This window comes from Micromonospora sp. NBC_00362 (assembly GCF_026342155.1).
Lineage (GTDB): Bacteria > Actinomycetota > Actinomycetes > Mycobacteriales > Micromonosporaceae > Micromonospora > Micromonospora hortensis.
The window spans coordinates 4,085,777-4,104,034 of record NZ_JAPENH010000001.1 but is presented as its reverse complement, the minus strand read 5'-3'; the positions used below and the strand labels follow the sequence as shown (position 1 = coordinate 4,104,034).

The window sequence follows — 18,258 nt, the reverse complement described above, 5'->3', positions numbered from 1 at the left end:
TCCACACCACACATAAGGAGAACGCCGTGGACCTGCTCGAGAGCATGACCGACGACAAGACCAACACCGCCACCGTCGACCTGCTGGACTCCCTCGACGAGGGCGGCGCCCCCGCCTGGGTTGCCAAGGAGGCCGGGGACGGGGTGCAGGGCACCGTCGTCTCGATCGGCTCGGTCAAGTCGAACTACAAGGACGGCGAGACCGGCATCTTCCCGGACTGCCCGGTGATCACCCTGCGCAAGGCCGACAACACCGAGGTCCGAGTGACCGCCTACCAGTCGATCCTGCGCAAGGAGATCAACGAGGCCGGCGTGCAGGTCGGCGACCTCTTCGCCGCGAAGTACTTCGGCAAGAAGGCCAACAAGTCCGGCACCGGTGAGTACCACCACTACAAGGTCGCCGTCCGCCCCGGCCCGCGCACCGCTCCCGTCCCGGCCCAGGGTCGCCCCTTCTGATCCGGTCCGCCTGACTGGTGCGCCAGCTCTCCTTCCCCGGTGCTGGCGCACCTCCCAGGCAGACCGGCTCCACCTGCCCGCGCAACCCCCGCACCACGACATAGCAGGAGGGATCTCATGGACCTCGGGCCCGCAGTTCACCCCGGTCAGGTCGGCACCTTCTCGTTCGCCAGCTCCCTCGACGCCCAGTACACCGTCGGCCGTGAGCCGGCGATCCGCGAGGCCCTGCGCCTGGCCGAGCGTGAGCCGTATCTCGCGCTTGACATCGAGACCGAGGGTGTGGACGCCCTCGCCATGCGGTTGAAGGTTGTCACCGTCGGATCGGCCCGCCACGCGGTGGTGCTCGACCCGCGCGACCCGGCCCAGGCCGAGGCGATCCGGACCGTGCTGACCACCGCCCGGATCCTCGTCGTGCACAACAGCCCTTTCGACGTACCGGTGCTGGTCCGCCATGGACTGATGCGCCTCGACGACGTGAGCAAGGTGCGCGACACGTTGCTCTACTGCCGTCTGGCCGAGCCCGACGAGCGCACCAGCAAGTCACTGATCGCCGCCGGCAACCGCTACCTCGAGACCGGCACCGAGGACGTGCTCGTCAGCGCGTTCAAGGCACTGGGCATGACGAAGTCGGCCGGGTACAAGGAGTTCGACATCGACCGCCCGATCTACGTACAGGGCGCCGCGTTCGACGTCATCCTCACCGCCCGGATCTACCCGCTGGCGCGCCAGGCCGCTCTGAGCCGGCTGACCAGCGGACACCCGTTCCAGTCCTGGGGCGTGTCGGGCACCGACGCAGAGGAGCTGCTCGAGCGTGAGCAGCGGATCAACCACATCTTCGTGCGCCGCTCGGCGAAGGGCCTGCGGGTCGACCTCGAGCGCCTCGACGCGTACCGGGCCACGGTCCGGGCCCAGCAGGACACCGATCGCGCGGTGCTCGAGGCCGCCGGTGTGAAGCCGGGCCACGGGGGATCGCTCACCGGTTGGCTCGACGAGCGCGGACTGCTCCCGGACAACCACCCGCGCACCGAGAAGACCGGCGCCCCCGCCGCGACCAAGGACGCACTGGCCCGCCTCGACCACCCGGTGGCCGTCGCCTTCTCTCGGCTCAAGGAGACCGAGAAGGTGGAGCGCGACTACCTGGCCAAGGTGGTCGACCTCGCCGACGACCACGACCGGATCCACCCGACCACGACCATCCTCGGCGCCGCGACCGGGCGCATGTCGATGTCTGGTCCGCCGCTCCAGCAGTTCCCGGCCGAGGGCCGCGGGATCGTGGTCGCCGACGAGGGCGACGCGCTGACCTCCATCGACTGGTCGCAGATCGAGCCGGTGGTGGCCGCGAACATGGCCAAGGACACGCAGGTACTCGCTGGCTACGAGGACGGCTCGTCGGATCTCTACACGACCATCGCCAACGTCGCCAACATCAGCCGCAAGCAGGCCAAGGTCGTGGTGCTCGCCCAGATGTACGGCGAGGGCATGACCAAGCTGTCGGTCGACCTGGGCATCAACATCCAGGACGCCTGGGCGCTGCGCGACGCGGTATTCCGGGCGATGCCGCGGGTGGGCCGGCTCATCAAGAAGCTGCGTGAGGTCGGCGAGCAGCACCAGTTGGTGTTCACCCTCTCCGGCCGGATCGTGCCAATCCCGTCCGGGCAGTTCGGGGTGGCCGTGCACAAGGCCGTCAACTACTTCGTCCAGGGCTCGGCGTACGACGTGCTGGCCGAGTCGCTGATCCGCATCGACGAGGCCGGACTGTCGGACGCGGTCTACCTGGCGATGCACGACGAGTTGGTGGTGAGCACCTCCGCGGCGGTCGACGTCGAGAAGATCATGCAGGAGCCGCCGGAACGGCTGTGCCGCATGGCCGGGCGAACGCCCGTGCTGCGCACTGACCGGGCGGACATGGGCGAACGGTGGGCCAAGGTCTGATGATCGCCAACGACCTGTTCACCGCCTGCTTCGGCATCGTCCCGGCCGGCGACGAGGACGCACTGACCAACATCGTGCGCAACGCGGTCCGCCAGGGCTTCGCCATCGTGCCGATCGCCCCGGGCCAGAAGGTCCCGATCTGCACGCTGACCGCTCGCCAGGCCAAGGCCGCCGACCGGGAGGCCAAGGACGCCGCCCGGGAGGCCGGCGAGCGCGGCTGGGAGCGCAAGCAGCACGAGTGCGGCATCGCGCACGCCCTAACCGACCCGGCGATCGCCACCCGCGTGATCAGTCGCATGGTCAAGGAGCGCGGCCCGATCAACATCGGCGTCGAGGTCGGCCGGTCCCGCATGGTCATGGTCGACGCGGACACCGCCGAGCAGGTCGCCGGGTTCCTGGCTGACTGGTCCGAGCAGTCCGGCCACGACCTGACCGGGCGCCGGCCGACGGTGACCACGCCGGGCAAGGTGATGGTCGCCGCCGACGGTGAGCAGCGGTGGGTGCACAAGGACGGTGGCCACTTCTGGTTCACCATCCCCGAGGGCATCGACCTGGCCGCTCTGCCAGGCCAGGGGACACTGCGCGCTGACTCCGGCTGGGTCGCCGTGTGGCGCGACCATCAGGCACTGGTGCCGCCGTCGGTCCGGGCCGAGGGCGCGTACGCGATCACCGGCCAGGTCGAGCCGGCGCCAGAGTGGCTGCTCGACCGGATCCAACTGCACGCGCACTCCTACGCCGAGCGCAAGGCGCGTCAGGCCGAGCGGATCCGGCACGAGGGCGACCCGATCGACCTGTGGTCGGCCACCACCCCGTGGTCGGACCTGCTCGACCCGGACGGATGGACGGATACCGGGCTGCCGGACCGTTGCGGTTGCCCGATCTGGACGCGGCCGGGCGACTCGTCGCACTACAAGAGCGCCACAGCGCACGAACTGGGCTGCACCCACTTCGACACCGACTCCGGCCATGGCCCGCTGCACCTGTGGACCGACAACCCGCCGGAGTTCCTCGCCGACGCGGTGGCCACCTACGGCCGGCGGACCATCACCAAGCTCCAGTACATCGCCTGGCGCGACCACGAGGGCCACCAGGGCGCGGCGATGAGCGCGCTCGACCTCGGCGCGATCGGTGGCGACAGCGTGTCCGGCGCCGAGCTGGAGGCGATGCTCGACGACCTCGAGCGCACCACGTCGTCTCCGGAGCCCAGCGCGCCAGTCGACGTGGACCCGTTGGGTGAGACCGCCGGTGAGACCGGTGAGACCAGCGCGCCGGAACCACCCACCGACGACGAGGCCGCGGCGATCCGGTCCCAGCTCGCGGCCGACCCGCGGCTGCGCAGCGCGGTCGAGGAGCTGCACCGCCGGGACAAGGCCCGCCAGGTCTACGACAAGATCCTCAACCTCAGTGAGGCCAAGAGCCTGCGGGAGCGGATCGACGGTGCCATCGACCGGCTCAGCGAACTGACCGATGACGAAGAGGAAGACCTCTGGCGCGTCCAGGATCTGTGGATGCAGGGCCAGACGGTCCTGCTCACGGCCAAGTACAAGGCCGGCAAGACCACCATGATGCTCAACGTCATCCGGTCGCTGGTCGACGGCAAGCCGTTCCTCGGTCAGTTCGAGGTCACGCCGATCGAGGGCAACCTGCTCATCGTCAACGCGGAGATGACCCGCAAGCAGTTCCGCCGGTGGCTGCGCGAGTCGGACATCGTCCACCAGGAGAAGGTCTACGCGCTGCACGTGCGTGACGCTGGCCCGTCGTCGTTCAACCTGCTCGACGCCGGGGCTCGGGCACTGCTGGTCTCGAAGCTGATCGAGGTCGACGCCCGGGCGCTGATCCTCGACCCGCTCAACCCGCTGCTGGCCAGTGCCGGGGTCGACGAGAACGCCTCGGCGGACGTGGCCCGCTGGTTCAACGCGCTCAAGGAGGTTGAGCAGGCCAGCCCGGTCGAGGACACCATGCTGGTCCACCACTTCGGCCACAACGGCGAGCGGGGCCGCGGCTCCAGCAAGTTCATGGACCACCCGGACGCGCTGTGGACGTACACCGTCGAGGACCAGCCGGAGCCCAGCGACGACGATGACGACCTGCTCGGCCAGATCGACCAGGCCCCGGCTCCGCGGTTCCTCAAGGCGATCGGCCGCGACGTGGACCTGGCCAAGAGCCGCGTTGAGTTCGACGTCGCGACCCGGGCCCTCACCATGCCGGTCATCGGGGGAGGCGCGAGCCGGGCCGCCGGCAAGCGGGCTCTGGCGGACGCGAAGCGCAAGAAGCTGCGCGAGCTGATCCTGGCGGCCGTCGAAGAGCTGCCGGGCATCACGTTCAACGCTCTCTTCGGCCGGATCAAGGGCAACAAGAACGACTTCCGCGCTGCTCTCGACGAACTGATCGTCTCCACCGACGTCATCGAGACGCCCGGCACTAACCGGTCCCTTCGTTACTCACCGTCACCAAAGACCGAAGACAAGTCGACGGAGAGCGCAGGTGAGACCAGTGAGACCAAGTGAGACCAGGTATCACCAGGTCCCACAGGGACAGGTGGGTGAGACCAAACCCCCTTTAGGGGGGTGGTCTCAGTCCCACCCGATTGGTCTCACCGGAATCTTCAAGATCGTGGTCTCACCACTGGCACGGGCCGGGGGTGAACCGAGGTGATGTACAGAGAGTTCACCGTCACGGAGTGCGTCCGGTGCCCGGATCTCGTCCTGACCGGAGTGGTTGCCGGACTCACCTTCCGACTCGACCGCCGAACCATCCCGCCGGCCCACGCCGCGGTGGTGAAGCACTACGGCTTCCCGGTCCTTGTGATCGACCGTCGGCTCAGCGGACTGCACGCCGACTTCTGGGAGCCCGAGCACGACCTGACCAAGCCAGGCCGCCATCTCGCCATTCCCCACCACTGCGGCTCAGACCACTCGACCCCGAGGGAGCAGTCATGACCCATCCGCTACCCGCCACCGCGGACCTGACCATCACCGTCCACGGCGACCCCGCCACCCAAGGCAGCAAGCAAGCCCGCCCCATCTACCGCGGACGCGGCGACGCCAAGGTATTCACCGGCAAGGTCGCCCAGGTCGAGTCGAACAAGGAGAAGCACAAGAGCTGGCGGGAAGCGGTCAAGACCGCAGCGCTCGACGCCGGCACCGGCACACCGATCGACGGGCCGATCCGCGCGGTCGTGGTCTTCACCCTCCGCAAGCCCGACAGCGCGCCCAAGCGGCGCCGCACCTGGCCGCACCGCAAGCCCGACATCGACAAGCTGCTCCGCTCCACCTTCGACGCCCTCACAGACGCAGGCGTGTGGCGCGACGACTCCCGCGTAGTTGACCTGCGCACCCGGAAGGTGTTCCCCGGCGAGGACGAGCTGGCTCTGCACACCCCTGGCGTCGTCATCCGCCTCTGGCACCTCGACGAGCCCGCCGCCGCATGACCACCGATACCCGCAGAAGCACCGGTCTGTTGGCACAGAACGATCAAGGAGGGACCGAGATGACCAAGGTGACCATCACCGTCGACACCGACGACCGGCACTCGCGCACGACCTGCGAGCACGACGACGAGGCGCAGGCCCTCGCGAGCTGCATCTACAAGATCGCTGAGATGTCTTCGTCGGATCGAGTCGCCTGGATTGCGGACGCGGCCTACCGGCTGATGCGGGGCGAGCCCGGAGGCACCGGATAACTCCCACAAAGCAGGTTGATCGACAAGGAGAGCCGTGACCACCACCGAAGCCACCCGGAAGTGCGGGAACTGCACGAAGGTCCGCGAGGCTGCCTCGTTCGTGAACGCGGGCCCCCGCGCCCGGTGCGCACCGTGCCGGACCCGGGAGCGGGAGTTGACCTACCGCGTCGAGGCGGGAGTCACCAAGTCGCGGGAGAAGCACCTCTGGGCGAAGTACCGGATCACGCCGGAGGAGTACGACGCGATGCGCGCCGCCCAGGACTATTCCTGCGCGATCTGCCGCCGGCACGAGTGCGAGCTTCCGAACCTGCGCGCCGGTCGTCCCCGGCTGGACGGTTCGCCGGCAGCCGAGGGCTTCCGGCTGGTGGTCGATCACTGCCACAACTCGGCGAAGGTGCGCGGCCTGCTCTGCGTGGCGTGCAACTCGGCGATCGGCCAGATGGACGACTCTCCCGATCGGCTGGCCGCCGCGATCCGCTACCTGACCCGACAGGACGCCACCCCTGCTCCGTGATAACTCCCCTTCTCACGAACCAGAAAGAGAGATCGACATGATGACCGGAGCCCAGTACGAACTCCTCAACGCCGCTCTCGCTTCGCCGGGCACCGTCGTGGTCGACCGGCGCGGTGTGGCGTGGAACCTCGGCGCGAAGTGCACCCGGACCTTCGATGCCGCCCAGCGACGGGGGTACGCCCGCCTCGCCGACGAGCCCGACGCCGCCGGACAGCGCGCCGTCGAGGTGACCGAGGAGGGTTGGGCCGCCATGCGTGACTGGGCGACCAAGCACCTCCGCACCGTGCCCGTCGCGGCCCAGCGATGACCGACCTGACCCCGGTCGACCGGGCACCCGCCACCCGCGACACCTACCTGTCCGACGCCGCGTGGCAGCTCATCGCCGAAGCCACCCCCGCCAGCACCCGCCGCGCCTACCGCGAAGAGTGGGCCCGCTTCACCGACTGGTGCACCACCGAGCAACGCACACCGCTCCCCGCCACCGGGCAAACCCTCGCCGAATACACCGCGCACCTCGCCGGCCGGGACCTCGCCCCGTCCAGCATCGGCAAAGCCCTCGCCGCGATCACCAAAGCCCACGAAGCCGCCGACCACCCCGTCGACCGGCGCGGCGCGAAGGAGGTCCTACGCGGCTACCGCAAGCGCTACGCCAGCACCGGCGGCACCGCCAAGCGGGCCCCCGCGCTCACCCTCAACGCGCTACGGGCCATGGTCGCCACCCTCGACCCCGACACCCTCGTCGGAGTCCGAGACCGCGCCGTCATCGTCCTCGGCTTCGCCATGGCCGCCCGCCGCTCCGAGATCGCCGCCCTCAACCTCGCCGACCTCGAACCCCACCCCGAAGGCATCCAGGTCACCGTCCGCCTGTCCAAGACCGACAAGGACGGCCACGGGCGGATCGTCGCCGTCCCCTACGGCTCCAACCTCGCCACCTGCCCCGTGAGGTCCGTCGCCCAGTGGCGCGAAGCCCTCGCCCACCACGGCCGCGACACCGGCCCGCTGTTCCTGCGCATCGACCGCCACGGCCGGCTCGGGCACGTCGCCACCGGCAAAGGCGACGCCGACGGGCGGATCACCGGGGAGACGGTCGCCGCGATCGTCCGCAAGGCCGCCGAAGCCGCCGGCCTGGACGCCGCGCAGGCGTACTCAGGGCACTCCCTGCGGCGTGGGTTCGCCACCGCCGCGTACGCCGCCCCCGGCGCCGATCTGGTGCGCATCGCCCGCCACGGCGGATGGAAGGAGGGCAGCGCAGCCCTCTACGGCTACCTGGAGGAGGTAGACCGCTGGCGGCAGAACCCCGCCGCCGGCATCGGCCTGTAAACGACGGTGGGCCAGGAAGCCCGCGAAAGCTCCTGGCCCACCCCGGACACCCCGTAGGACGCCCGCGCTGATCACCGGCCAGCCTACAAGGGGGGACCCAGCGCCATGACGATCCTCTGCGTCGCCGCGCACTGCGGCATACCGCACCACCACACCGACGACTGCCCGGACCCCGAGACGTGCCACGGCTGCCTGCCCCGCCTGGCCGCCGACGGGCTGCGCCTGTGCGAGGTGGACACCCGCCGCATCGCCGAGGACGCCCACACCGCCGCCCGGCTCCACGACGACCTGGCGCTGACCCTGATCCGGCGTGGGCGTGGTGGTGAGCGGGTCGCCTCGTCCTCGTCGGGCGCTCCGGTGCCGGACGACGACGGGATGGAGGCCCGGCAGGCGATCCGAGCAACCCTCGTAGCCCTGGTGCGGATCATCGCCGATGAAAGGGGCTCTCATTTGCCCGCTGACGCGATAACAGCGCTCGGTGCATACGTGGCCCACCACTCGGTATGGCTGGCCGCTCACAGGGCCGCTGACGAGCACGCCCGGGATCTGCGCGACATCGCCGGAGATCCGCGCACCCGACGCCTCGCCTACCCGGCCGGCTCGGACCGGCTGTACATCGGCGACTGCCCGCTCACCGTCCGCGACCTCGACGGCGTGGAGTCCGTGTGCGGCACCCGCGTGTATCAGTACGGGGAGCGGCAACTCATCGGCTGCGACGGGTGCGGAACCGACGAGACCGTGGAGTGGTGGCAGCGGGAGATCGTGGGCGAGGTGACCGCCACCGTCGACGCGTACGCGGCGGCGGCCGACCTGGCACTGCGGTTCCACCGGCCGGTCGACCCGGGGCTGATCCGCAAGTGGGCGTCGCTGGAGGCGCGCAAGGCGGAGCGCAACGAGACGTACGTGCCGCGCGTCCACCGCTGCGGCAAGGACGGCAAGCAACGGACGTTGTACGACCTGAAGGAGCTGCGCGACTACGCGGAGCGGATGTGGGCCAGCCGAGGGAACGCCTTGACCAGCGCGTCAGCTTGACGATGCACCTGCATTGATTCACACTCGGGTCACTGAGAACGAGTGTCTTCGGAGCCCCGCCAGTGCCCCCGTGCCGGCGGGGCTTCGTCACGTCCCGGGGGCGGGATAGCGGGCAGGCTGGCTATGGCGGACAGCCTGCCCGCACCACCCGGAGGTGGGCCATGGGGCGCAGCACCACCATCCGCGACAGGCACCGCACCACCATCGCCAAGGGCAAACCGCCATGCGGCATCTGCGGTGATGAGATCGACTACACGTTGCCCTACCTCGACCCAGGTGAGTATGTGGTCGACCACATCGTGCCTCGCAACAAGGGTGGAGCCGACACGCTCGCCAACAAACAAGCAGCTCATCGACTATGCAACAGGCTCAAGAGCGACAAGGTCGACGGTGGCCCGATCATGCGACGGTCAGGCAGTCTGACCCGCACCCAGGGGGAGGTCCCCCCACCCCCGCCGCCGTCCGCACTTCCCGGCTTAGGCGGGATCTCTCTCCGGCGTTTTTCCACAGGAGGTGACCATGGCTGGTCCTCGCAAGGCTCTGCGCGTGGTCGCCCCAGGGGAGGCCGCGCCGGCACCGGCGAAGCCAAAGACGGTGACGGAGGCTGCCGACAAGGGCACCACCCGGGAGCTGCTCGTCGCGATGCGGTCCCGTATCGCGAAGGCGGTCGAGGATCCGAACACGCCGGCTCGGGATCTAGCCGCGCTGACGAAGCGGCTGACTGAGGTGGTGCGGGACATCGAGGCGATCGACGCCCGCGAGGGGCAGGAGGCGGAGCGTGGCGGTCCGGTCTCCGACGAAGCGTTCGACGCGGCGGCTATCTGAGGTAACCCGCCACCTGGTGCTGCCCTCCGGCGTGGTGTCAACCGGGTGGCCGGCGGTGCGGGAGAAGTGCCGCGAGTTCGGGGATGTGTTCGACGAGTGGCAGGAGGGCGCCGGTCGGGCGATCCTCGGCAAGCGCGCTGATGGGATCTACGCGGCCACGATCGGCGGGGTTGTGCTCAGCATTCCCCGGCAGGTGGCGAAGACGTTCCTCGTCGGCCGGATCATCTTCGCGCTGTGCGTGCTGTTCCCGGGCTTCAAGGTGATCTGGACGGCGCACCGGACGCGGACGGCGACGAACACGTTCAAGGCGTTGCAGGGGTTTGCCCGTCGCAAGAAGGTCGCCCCGTACATCGACTACATCCGGACGGCGAACGGTGAGCAGGAGATCGGGTTCCGCAACGGCTCCGTGATCATGTTCGGTGCCCGCGAGCAGGGGTTCGGCCGCGGGTTCGATGAGGTCGACGTCGAGGTGTTCGACGAGGCGCAGATTCTGACGGAGAAGGCCCTCGAAGACATGGTCGCCGCGACGAACCAGTCCCGTCACCCGCACGGCGCGCTGTTGTTCTACATGGGTACCCCGCCGCGGCCGATCGACCCTGGTGAAGCGTTCTCGCTGAAGCGGGCGAAGGCGTTGTCGGGTGAGTCCGACGACATGGTGTACATCGAGTGTTCCGCTGATGAGGACGCGGACCCGGATGACCGGGAGCAGTGGGAGAGGGCGAACCCGTCGTTCCCGCTGCGGACGCCGCTGGTGTCGATGCTGCGGCTGCGGGAGAACCTGTCGTCGGACGAGGCGTGGCTGCGCGAGGCACTGGGAATCTGGGACGCGGCGAAGGGCTCCGGGGTGATTCCGGCACCGGCGTGGCGGGATCAGGCCGACGAGCGGTCAATTGCCGTCGACCGGTTCGCGCTAGGCGTGGAGTGCGGCCCGGATCTGGGTTGGGCGTCGGTGGCCTTGGCTGGTCAGCGGGCGGACGGCCTGTGGCACTTCGAGTTGGACGACGACCAGCACACCCGGGGCCGTGGGGTGGCGTGGTTGGTGCCGCACCTCGTGGCGACGGTGGCCGCGAACCCGCAGATCCGTGCGGTGGTGGTCGACGTGGCCGGGCCGATCGCAGCCCTGTTGGAGCAGCGCGCCGGCCGGTGGTTTTTCAAGGGCACGAAGCTTGAGGCGACGCCGGTGAAGGTGGCCGAGTTGGGCGCCGGTTGCTCTCGGGTCCTCGACGGGATCGTGACGGGCTGGCTCTGGCACATCGGCCAGCCGCAGTTCACCTCAGCGGCTCTGCCAGCCGGCAAGAGACCGCTCGGTGACACGGGCATGTGGGTGTGGTCGCGGAAGACAGCCGAGTCGGACATCACGCCGATCCAGGCGGGCACGTTGGCGCTGATCGGCGCCCAGCAGACGAGAGTTCGCCGGCCCGGTCGGGTCGGTGCGGAGCGCGGCGGTAGGCGGAGGGCGGTGGTGCTGTGATGGACCGTGTCACCCTGCCGGGCATCTCCGACGACGACAGCCGCACCTTGAACCTGCTGCTGGACCAGTTGAACCAGAAGAACGAGCGCAACAAGCTGCGCCAGGCGTACTACGACATGAAGCGTCTGACCCGGCTGATCGGCTCGGTGATCCCGCCGCAGTATTGGGGCCTGGGCATCGTGTTGGGCTGGTCGGGCAAGGCCGTTGATGTGCTGGCCCGCCGCACCAACCTCGACGGGTTCGTGTGGCCTGGCGGCCGGCTCGACGACCTCGGGTTCCGTGAGGTGTGGGAGGACAACAACCTGGGCTCTGAGGTGTCACAGGCGGCGATCTCGTCGCTGATCCACTCGACGGCGTTCGTGGTGAACACCCGCGGCGGTGAGGGTGAGCCGGACGCGCTGATTCACTTCCGGGACGCGTTGAACGCGACCGGGGAGTGGAACGCTCGCACCCGCCGCCTGGACAACCTGCTGTCGGTCAACGCTCGCGGCGATGACGACCAGGTGACCGCGTTGGCGCTGTACCTCGACGGGCGCACCATCGTCGCGGACAAGGACGCATCGGGCTGGTCGGTGGACGTGCAGGAACACCCGTGGGGCGTGCCGGCGGAGCCGCTGCCGTACAAGCCGCGCCTGGGTCGCCCGTTCGGGTCGTCGCGGATCTCCCGTGAGGTGATGAACCTTCAGGACCAGGCCACCCGGGCGTTGATCCGGTTGGAGGCGCACAGCGACATCTACGCCATCCCTGACCTGTGGCTGCTTGGTGCCGATGAGTCCATCTTCAAGAACGCCGATGGGTCGACGAAGGCCGCCTGGCAGGTGGTGATGGGCCGGATCAAGGGTGTTCCGGACGACGATGACGCTCAGCAGCCGAGAGCGGACGTGAAGCAGTTCCCGGCGTCGTCGCCGGAGCCTCACCTGGCGGCACTGAACGCTTACGCGAAGATGTTCGCCCGGTCGACGAGCCTGCCCGATACGGCGGTGGCGATCACCGACATGGCGAACCCAACGTCGGCGGAGGCGTACGACGCGTCCCAGCATGAGCTGATCGCCGAGGCTGAGGGCGCGACGGACGACTGGGCGCCATACCTGCGTCGGGCCACGATCCGGGCGCTGGCCATGCAGAACGGCATCGCCGCGGACGGCATCCCGCCGGAGTGGAAGACGATCGACACGAAGTGGCGCGACCCGCGGTATCTGTCGCGGGCTGCGCAGGCCGACGCTGGGGCGAAACAGCTTGCGACGGTGCCGTGGCTGGCCGAGACCGAGGTCGGGTTGGAGCTGCTCGGGTTGGATGAGCAGCAGATCACCCGGGCGTGGGCGGACCGGCGGCGGGCGCAGGCGCAGCAAAGGACGACGATGCTCGCTGCGGCGGCTCAGGCTGCCCGTCAGGCACCAGCAGCGGACGGCAGCGGTGGCGACGCCGGCTGACGTGGCGGCGTTCCGGACCACTCAGACCGACCTCGTGACGCTGGCGCTCGCCGAGCTGGCCGACTGGTGGGAGCAGTTGCTCGCGCTGCTGACGGGCGACGTCCCGGTGGCCCAGATCGAGACGTTCACCGCCGACCTGGTTGCCGTGTACGGCGACTCCGCGGCGTTGGCCGCCGTGGACTGGTACGACGAGCTGCGCGAGCAGGCCGACGTGCCGGGCCGGTTCCGGGCGTCGATGGCCGACCCGGCTCCGCCGGAGCAGGCGGCGGCGGTGGCCCGGTGGGCGGTCGGTCCGCTGTTCGGCGCCCAACCGGATCCAGCGAAGTCGCTGGAGCACCTGTCCGGCGGTGTGCAGCGGTTGGTGTTGCAGCCGGCGCGGCAGACCATCGCGGACAGCGTCGACCAGGACCCGGCGGACGCCCGGTGGGCGAGGGTCCCGACAGGGCCCACCACGTGCGCGTTCTGCCGCTTATTGGCGTCGCGCGGTGCCGTCTACCACTCCCAGGACACAGCTGGCGGCCTGGCGACCAGCTACCACGGGACGTGCGACTGCGTCGCCTGCCCCGTGTGGCCGGGTGAGCAGGAACCGTACGACGTTGATCGCTACTTCGAGGAGTACAGCGCCGCCCGCGCCAAGGCCGGCGGTGACACGAACGCGATCCTCGCCCAGATGCGCCAAGACCTGGGCATCAACTGACGTTCCCGCCGTGAGGGCGGGCGAGTAAGGGAGTGCTGCCGAGATGGCGGACACCAGCACCACTGAGGCGACCGAGACGGCTGCCGACGACACCACCACCACGGCCAAGGCGGAGACCGGCGGAGAGAAGCCGCAGGACGTACCGCCGGAGGTCAAGCAGGCGCTACGGAAGGCCAACAAGGAGGCCGAGTCGCTGCGCCTGAAGTTGAAGGAGTACGAGGACCGCGACAAGACCGAGGCGGAGAAGCTCGCCGAGAGGGCAGCTACCGCCGAGCGGGAGCGCGACGCGGCCAAGGCTGCCGAGCTCCGGCTGCGCATCGCAGCCAAGCACGGCATCTCTGACGAGCACGCCGACCTGTTCCTCAACGGCACCGACGAGGCGACGCTGACGAAACAAGCTGAGCAGCTCGTGCAGCTCGCCGAGTCTTCCAAGAAGCGAAGCAACCACGTGCCCCGCGAGGGCACGTCACCCACCTCTGGCAGCAGCTCCGAGCGGGAGTTCACCCGTTCGTTGTTCGGCACCGGAGACTGACCCGGAAGGAGCGCGGCTGTGGCCGTTCTCGCCACCAGCAACATCACCCTGCCGAAGAACATCGCAGACGGGCTCTTCAGCAAGGCCATGACGGGATCCGCCGTGGCCCAACTGGCCGGGGCCGAGCCGCAGAAGTTCGGCGAGGTCACCCACATGACCCTGACCGGTCGTCCTCGCGCTGAGTACGTCGGTGAGGGCGCGGACAAGAGCCACACCACCGCAACGTTCGGCACCAAGGTCGTGACGCCGCACAAGGTGCAGGTGACCATGCGGTTCAACGAGGAAGTCCAGTGGGCCGACGAGGACTACCAGCTCGGCGTCCTGTCCACCCTCGGCGACGAGGGCGGCCTGGCGCTGGCGCGGGCCCTCGACCTCGGCGTCATGCACGGCATCAACCCGCTCACCGGCGCCGTCATCGCTGGCATCGTCGCGGGTGACCGGATCGCGTCGACCACGAACGCCGTGGAGATCGTGACCGCAACGCTGACCACCCCGGACATCGTCCTGGAGCAGGCCGCCGGCCTGGTCATCGCTGACGGGTACGTGCCGAACGGCATCGCGTTCGATCCCACGTACGCGTGGACGATCGCGACCGCCCGGTACTCCGACGGCCGCAAGAAGTACCCGGAGTTCGGATTCGGCGCCAACATCAGCGCCTTCGAGGGGCTGACCGCTGCGTCGTCCTCGACGGTGGGTGGCAGCCCGGAGGCCGCGTCGCCCACCAACATCAAGGCGATCGTCGGCCAGTGGGACCTGCTCCGATGGGGTGTGCAGAAGCGCGTACCGGTCGAGCTGATCAAGTACGGCGACCCGGACGGCCAGGGCGACCTGAAGCGCAAGAACCAGATCGCTCTGCGCCTGGAGGTCGTGTACGGCTGGGGGATCATGGACCTGGACGGCTTCGCCAAGGTCACTGACGCGGTGGCGAACGTCTGATGGGCCGCTTCGTCAACACCGAGAACAAGGTCGTCGTGAGCGTCGCCGACCACAAGGACAAGCGTTTCGCGTCTCCCCTATGGGAGGCATACACCGGGTCGGATTCCGCTCCGGCGGCCGAGGGTTACGAGGCCCTGACGGTGCCGAAGCTGAAGGCGGAGATCGAGCGGCGCAACGCCGATCGCGACGAGGCGGACCGGGTGTCCAGCGAGGGTCGGAAGCCGGATCTCGTGGCGGCCCTGGAGGCCGACGACAAGGCCGGCGGCGGAATCGTCCCGACCGGGCACTGAGAGACCGGGGCCCAGCCGAACCCCACACCGGCTGGGCCCCGCCACAACCTGCAAGGAGAGCCCCGTGGCGTCCAGACGCTTCCCCGACTCCGGCACTCGATTCGTGCAGCGCCCGAACGGCGATCAGGCGACCAACGGGGTCATCACCTACTACCTTGATCCGGCCTGCCAGAACCGGGCCCCGGTCTACGTCGAGCGGGGCACCGACACCCCTGACCCGGACGACGCACTGCTGAACTCGTCCACTCACCTCGACGGGTACGGCGGGCAGGTCGACTTCCGGGGCCCCACCGACGGCACCGATGTGCTGTACGCGATCGTCGACAGCGGCCCGGTCATCCGGGTGATGGCGGCCCCGGAGCCGCGGTTGCGGGCCCTGGAGCAGGTCGTCGGCACGGGCGCGGTGGGGTCGGTGTCGATCCCGTCGTCGTTCGCTGGTGGTGAGGACGACGGCGAGGATGGCCAGTACGACTCCACCGGCCGGCTGAACCTGTACTCGTACCAGCGTGCCGACTACTACTCGTATGGCGAGACGATCCGTCACTACCTGATGCGCAAGGACGCCAAGGCCATGGAGGCTTGGTACTTCCCTGCGGGCGGGTATGACGTGAACCGTCTGCCGGTGGGTGCGATGAAGCCGGTGGTGTGGGCGGGCGCGCACTGGGAGGCGAACAACCACGCGTCGAACCACAAGCACTGGAGCGTGGAGACCCCCGACTCGACGGGGGCGATCCAGACCCGGTTTGAGGTCCGGTTCGGCAACCCGTCGGTGGACAACGCCATCGCCGGCCTCGACAAGACGCTGATCATGACGAACCTGGCGGACTTCGTCGTCAGGTGCTCTAACGGTCAGGAGCTGCGCCTGTCCGCCCCGGCGGGCACGGAGAAGGGGCTGATGTTCAGCCTCGACTCGGAGGGCGCGGACCAGTACCGGCGGTGGAAGATCCGCAGCACGAACGAAGCGGAGGCGGGCGCCAACGCCGGATCGAACTGGCAGCTCGTCCGCTACGACGACGCCGGGGTCCTGATGGACACTCCGATCGTGGTGTCCCGGTCGACGGGCAATATCACGCTCGGCCCGGGGTTCGTAGCCCGCCGATCGTCCTCGTCGGTGTCGTCCCTCTCGCTGAACACGTCGTCGCTGGGCGGCGGCGTGGGTGTCGTCGGGGTCGGTAACGCGACCACCCCACCAGCGTCGAACCCGACCGGCGGCGGGGTGCTGTACGCCGAGGGCGGCGCGCTGAAGTGGCGCGGCAGCAGCGGCACCGTCACCACGATCGCCGCAGCGTGAGGGGGCGGCGGTGGACCTGACGTTGGATGACGTGCGGCAACTCGCGCTGGAGCTGTGGCTGGCGCAGCGGGAGGCGGCCATGTTGCGCGCCGAGAACGCGCAGTTGCGGGCGCAGGCCTCCAGCCTCGATCAGCCCGAACCTCGCAATCGCGCCTGTGGCGAGGTCCACCCTGGGGAAGACGTCCACCACCCTGATGGCCACCCTGCGGAGGTGACTGATGCCGATCCCCGCAGGGCCTGACCCGACGACCCCCGGCCAGATCATCCGCCCGACCGACTTGCCCGCGAGCTTGCAGGGCGTAGAGCTGATCGACGCGATGGTGGCCGGCGCGAACGCCAAGGCTAGTCGCGTCGCCCCCTGCTTGGCGTCCACGGATCCGTTGCCGACCGCCGACCAGGTGGCCGAGGCGAAGCTGATCCTCCTGGGGGCGGTGAAGCGGTGGGCTGAGGCCGGATCCGGTGCGTGGCAGCAGCAGACGGCCGGTCCGTACTCGGTTACCAGCGACACCCGGCAGCGGTCGGGCTTCAACCTGTGGCCCTCGGAGATCGAAGCCCTGCAGGCGCTGTGCCGCACCTCCGGGCCGTCGGCGTTTACCGTCGACACCGCCCCGGGCTGCGGCAGCATCCACTCGCCGATCTGCTCGCTGAACTTCGGTGCCCTGTACTGCTCGTGCGGCGCCGACATCGCGGGGTTCCCGCTGTACGAGCTGGTGGACCCGTGACGATCGCGTTCCCGTACGGGGAGACGGTGACGGTGCTGCGCGCCGGCCTGGTCCCCGACGGGTACGGCAATCAGGTCCGCGACTGGTCGTCGGCCACGTCAACGCCGTACGCGGGGTGCGCGGTGGCGCAGAACGGCCGCGACGAGAGCCTCACCGGGGACCGAAACGTGGTCGCCTCTGACCTGATCGTGTTCATGCCGTCCGGAGCCGACGTGACGGCCACCGACCGGCTAGAGATCCGCAGCCGGGCGTACGAGGTGGTCGGGGAGCCGTTCGGCTGGACGAGCCCGTTCTCCGGGACGGCGTTCGGGACGGTCGCCTACTGCAACCGGGTGGAGGGGTAGCCGTGAGCATCAAGGTGAAGCTGAACAGGCGTGGGATGCGCGAGTTGCTGCGGTCCGAGGGTGTGCAGGCGGTGCTCGGCCGGAAGGCTGAGGCGGTCGCAGTGGAGGTCGAGGCCGCCGGTATCCGGGTGGACGGTGCCCCTGGTCGGGTCGCGCTGCCGGTGACGGTGGACGTCACAGCGGGCACGGAGCGGGCGCGGGCCACCGTGACCCTCGACCACCCGTCCGGCCTGGCCGTCGAGGCGAAGCACGGCATCCTGACCAGCTCGATCGACGCCGCCCGGAACGCCTGATGGACGCCGTTGCGCTCTACCCGGACGCGGAACTGGTCGCGGTGACCTGGCTGCAGGCCCGCCTCGCCGAGCGGTCCGAGCCCTACGCCGCCGGCGTGACCGTCGCCACGAAGGTGGCCCCGAAGGAGTCCCCGGGAAAGTACGTCCGGATTCGCCGCCTCGGCGGTGTCGAGCTGCACATGGTGGCCGACTCCCCGCGGTTGCAGGCGCAGGTCTGGTACTCCACCGGTGCGACCACGGACGAGATGAACCGGCAGGCCCTCGCCCAGTTGGTGTGGGCTTTGCTGCGCGGCATCCGCAGCCAGGACGTGACCGTGCCTGGTTGGCCTCGACCGGTGACCTGCTATCGGGTGGCCACGTTCGCCGGGCCGACACCGGTTCCGGATCCGGCGGATGCCGCCCGGACGATCACTCAGCTCACTGTCGAGATCGGCATGCGCGGCCGGCCCGCGTAGTTCCGTCGCGCCCGCGACCAGTACCCGGCGACCGTCGG

23 protein-coding genes and 1 pseudogene are annotated in these 18,258 nt (G+C 69.5%); all 24 read left to right on the top strand.

Translation table 11 applies throughout. The features are described 5' to 3' along the window. The first annotated feature begins 26 nt into the window (after positions 1–26). The 24 genes and pseudogenes from OG992_RS18790 to OG992_RS18680 all read left to right on the top strand — a co-directional run bounded on the left by OG992_RS18790 (position 27) and on the right by OG992_RS18680 (position 18,220). Positions 27–455, top strand: coding sequence for a hypothetical protein (locus tag OG992_RS18790; RefSeq protein WP_266303906.1), 429 nt, complete (start codon positions 27–29; stop codon positions 453–455). 117 nt (positions 456–572) lie between these two features. Next, complete coding sequence (locus OG992_RS18785) at positions 573–2,387, top strand: DNA polymerase (protein WP_266303905.1); 1,815 nt, start codon at positions 573–575, stop codon at positions 2,385–2,387. Beyond that, a complete protein-coding gene (locus tag OG992_RS18780; RefSeq protein ID WP_266303904.1) occupies positions 2,387–4,894 on the top strand; it encodes an AAA family ATPase in 2,508 nt (835 codons plus the stop codon). Before OG992_RS18785 ends, OG992_RS18780 begins: the two co-directional genes overlap by 1 nt. Before the next feature lie 144 nt (positions 4,895–5,038). Continuing rightward, positions 5,039–5,326: a hypothetical protein gene (locus OG992_RS18775; RefSeq protein WP_266303903.1), complete on the top strand. Its 288-nt coding sequence runs from the start codon at positions 5,039–5,041 to the stop codon at positions 5,324–5,326. Then, on the top strand, positions 5,323–5,817 hold the full coding sequence (locus OG992_RS18770; RefSeq protein ID WP_266303902.1) for a RusA family crossover junction endodeoxyribonuclease: 495 nt from the start codon (positions 5,323–5,325) through the stop codon (positions 5,815–5,817). Before OG992_RS18775 ends, OG992_RS18770 begins: the two co-directional genes overlap by 4 nt. Further along, on the top strand, positions 5,814–6,068 hold the full coding sequence (locus OG992_RS18765; protein ID WP_266303901.1) for a hypothetical protein: 255 nt from the start codon (positions 5,814–5,816) through the stop codon (positions 6,066–6,068). Before OG992_RS18770 ends, OG992_RS18765 begins: the two co-directional genes overlap by 4 nt. Before the next feature lie 34 nt (positions 6,069–6,102). After that, on the top strand, positions 6,103–6,582 hold the full coding sequence (locus OG992_RS18760) for an endonuclease VII domain-containing protein (RefSeq protein ID WP_266303900.1): 480 nt from the start codon (positions 6,103–6,105) through the stop codon (positions 6,580–6,582). Positions 6,583–6,619: 37 nt separating this feature from the next. After that, positions 6,620–6,889 (top strand): hypothetical protein, encoded by a 270-nt coding sequence (locus OG992_RS18755; RefSeq protein WP_266303899.1) that lies wholly within the window; start codon positions 6,620–6,622, stop codon positions 6,887–6,889. Next, a complete protein-coding gene (locus tag OG992_RS18750; RefSeq protein WP_266303898.1) occupies positions 6,886–7,902 on the top strand; it encodes a tyrosine-type recombinase/integrase in 1,017 nt (338 codons plus the stop codon). Before OG992_RS18755 ends, OG992_RS18750 begins: the two co-directional genes overlap by 4 nt. A 105-nt stretch (positions 7,903–8,007) precedes the next feature. After that, positions 8,008–8,934 carry a hypothetical protein gene (locus tag OG992_RS18745; protein WP_266303897.1) on the top strand — a complete coding sequence of 309 codons (927 nt, stop codon included), beginning with the start codon at positions 8,008–8,010 and terminating at the stop codon, positions 8,932–8,934. 161 nt (positions 8,935–9,095) lie between these two features. Further along, a pseudogene (locus OG992_RS33915) lies at positions 9,096–9,305 on the top strand (HNH endonuclease); the annotation flags it as partial. Positions 9,306–9,453: 148 nt separating this feature from the next. Next, positions 9,454–9,759, top strand: coding sequence for a hypothetical protein (locus OG992_RS18740; RefSeq protein ID WP_266303896.1), 306 nt, complete (start codon positions 9,454–9,456; stop codon positions 9,757–9,759). 34 nt (positions 9,760–9,793) lie between these two features. Continuing rightward, complete coding sequence (locus OG992_RS18735; protein ID WP_266303895.1) at positions 9,794–11,230, top strand: hypothetical protein; 1,437 nt, start codon at positions 9,794–9,796, stop codon at positions 11,228–11,230. Further along, positions 11,230–12,660: a phage portal protein gene (locus tag OG992_RS18730; protein WP_266303894.1), complete on the top strand. Its 1,431-nt coding sequence runs from the start codon at positions 11,230–11,232 to the stop codon at positions 12,658–12,660. Before OG992_RS18735 ends, OG992_RS18730 begins: the two co-directional genes overlap by 1 nt. Continuing rightward, complete coding sequence (locus OG992_RS18725) at positions 12,644–13,357, top strand: hypothetical protein (protein ID WP_266303893.1); 714 nt, start codon at positions 12,644–12,646, stop codon at positions 13,355–13,357. The genes OG992_RS18730 and OG992_RS18725 overlap by 17 nt, the downstream gene beginning before the upstream one ends. A 43-nt stretch (positions 13,358–13,400) precedes the next feature. After that, on the top strand, positions 13,401–13,889 hold the full coding sequence (locus OG992_RS18720; protein ID WP_266303892.1) for a hypothetical protein: 489 nt from the start codon (positions 13,401–13,403) through the stop codon (positions 13,887–13,889). 18 nt (positions 13,890–13,907) lie between these two features. Then, on the top strand, positions 13,908–14,825 hold the full coding sequence (locus OG992_RS18715; protein WP_266303891.1) for a hypothetical protein: 918 nt from the start codon (positions 13,908–13,910) through the stop codon (positions 14,823–14,825). Then, positions 14,825–15,115, top strand: coding sequence for an SAP domain-containing protein (locus OG992_RS18710; RefSeq protein ID WP_266303890.1), 291 nt, complete (start codon positions 14,825–14,827; stop codon positions 15,113–15,115). The genes OG992_RS18715 and OG992_RS18710 overlap by 1 nt, the downstream gene beginning before the upstream one ends. Positions 15,116–15,179: 64 nt before the next feature. Continuing rightward, positions 15,180–16,406, top strand: a complete 1,227-nt coding sequence (locus OG992_RS18705) for a hypothetical protein (protein WP_266303889.1) — start codon at positions 15,180–15,182, stop codon at positions 16,404–16,406. Positions 16,407–16,416: 10 nt separating this feature from the next. Beyond that, a complete protein-coding gene (locus tag OG992_RS18700; protein ID WP_266303888.1) occupies positions 16,417–16,647 on the top strand; it encodes a hypothetical protein in 231 nt (76 codons plus the stop codon). After that, positions 16,625–17,128, top strand: a complete 504-nt coding sequence (locus OG992_RS18695) for a hypothetical protein (protein WP_266303887.1) — start codon at positions 16,625–16,627, stop codon at positions 17,126–17,128. Before OG992_RS18700 ends, OG992_RS18695 begins: the two co-directional genes overlap by 23 nt. Continuing rightward, positions 17,125–17,472 (top strand): hypothetical protein, encoded by a 348-nt coding sequence (locus OG992_RS18690; RefSeq protein WP_266303886.1) that lies wholly within the window; start codon positions 17,125–17,127, stop codon positions 17,470–17,472. The genes OG992_RS18695 and OG992_RS18690 overlap by 4 nt, the downstream gene beginning before the upstream one ends. Positions 17,473–17,474: 2 nt before the next feature. After that, the gene (locus OG992_RS18685) at positions 17,475–17,765 is read left to right on the top strand and encodes a hypothetical protein (protein ID WP_266303885.1); all 291 of its coding nucleotides are present in this window, start codon (positions 17,475–17,477) and stop codon (positions 17,763–17,765) included. Continuing rightward, positions 17,765–18,220: a hypothetical protein gene (locus tag OG992_RS18680; RefSeq protein WP_266303884.1), complete on the top strand. Its 456-nt coding sequence runs from the start codon at positions 17,765–17,767 to the stop codon at positions 18,218–18,220. Before OG992_RS18685 ends, OG992_RS18680 begins: the two co-directional genes overlap by 1 nt. Positions 18,221–18,258 lie beyond the last annotated feature (38 nt).

Coding starts and splice junctions, on each gene's coding strand:
- OG992_RS18785 (WP_266303905.1), top strand. CDS start 573: ATGGACCTCGGGCCCGCAGTTCACCCCGGTCAGGTCGGCACCTTCTCG.
- OG992_RS18780 (WP_266303904.1), top strand. CDS start 2,387: ATGATCGCCAACGACCTGTTCACCGCCTGCTTCGGCATCGTCCCGGCC.
- OG992_RS18770 (WP_266303902.1), top strand. CDS start 5,323: ATGACCCATCCGCTACCCGCCACCGCGGACCTGACCATCACCGTCCAC.
- OG992_RS18765 (WP_266303901.1), top strand. CDS start 5,814: ATGACCACCGATACCCGCAGAAGCACCGGTCTGTTGGCACAGAACGAT.
- OG992_RS18755 (WP_266303899.1), top strand. CDS start 6,620: ATGATGACCGGAGCCCAGTACGAACTCCTCAACGCCGCTCTCGCTTCG.
- OG992_RS18750 (WP_266303898.1), top strand. CDS start 6,886: ATGACCGACCTGACCCCGGTCGACCGGGCACCCGCCACCCGCGACACC.
- OG992_RS18745 (WP_266303897.1), top strand. CDS start 8,008: ATGACGATCCTCTGCGTCGCCGCGCACTGCGGCATACCGCACCACCAC.
- OG992_RS18740 (WP_266303896.1), top strand. CDS start 9,454: ATGGCTGGTCCTCGCAAGGCTCTGCGCGTGGTCGCCCCAGGGGAGGCC.
- OG992_RS18730 (WP_266303894.1), top strand. CDS start 11,230: ATGGACCGTGTCACCCTGCCGGGCATCTCCGACGACGACAGCCGCACC.
- OG992_RS18720 (WP_266303892.1), top strand. CDS start 13,401: ATGGCGGACACCAGCACCACTGAGGCGACCGAGACGGCTGCCGACGAC.
- OG992_RS18710 (WP_266303890.1), top strand. CDS start 14,825: ATGGGCCGCTTCGTCAACACCGAGAACAAGGTCGTCGTGAGCGTCGCC.
- OG992_RS18695 (WP_266303887.1), top strand. CDS start 16,625: ATGCCGATCCCCGCAGGGCCTGACCCGACGACCCCCGGCCAGATCATC.
- OG992_RS18680 (WP_266303884.1), top strand. CDS start 17,765: ATGGACGCCGTTGCGCTCTACCCGGACGCGGAACTGGTCGCGGTGACC.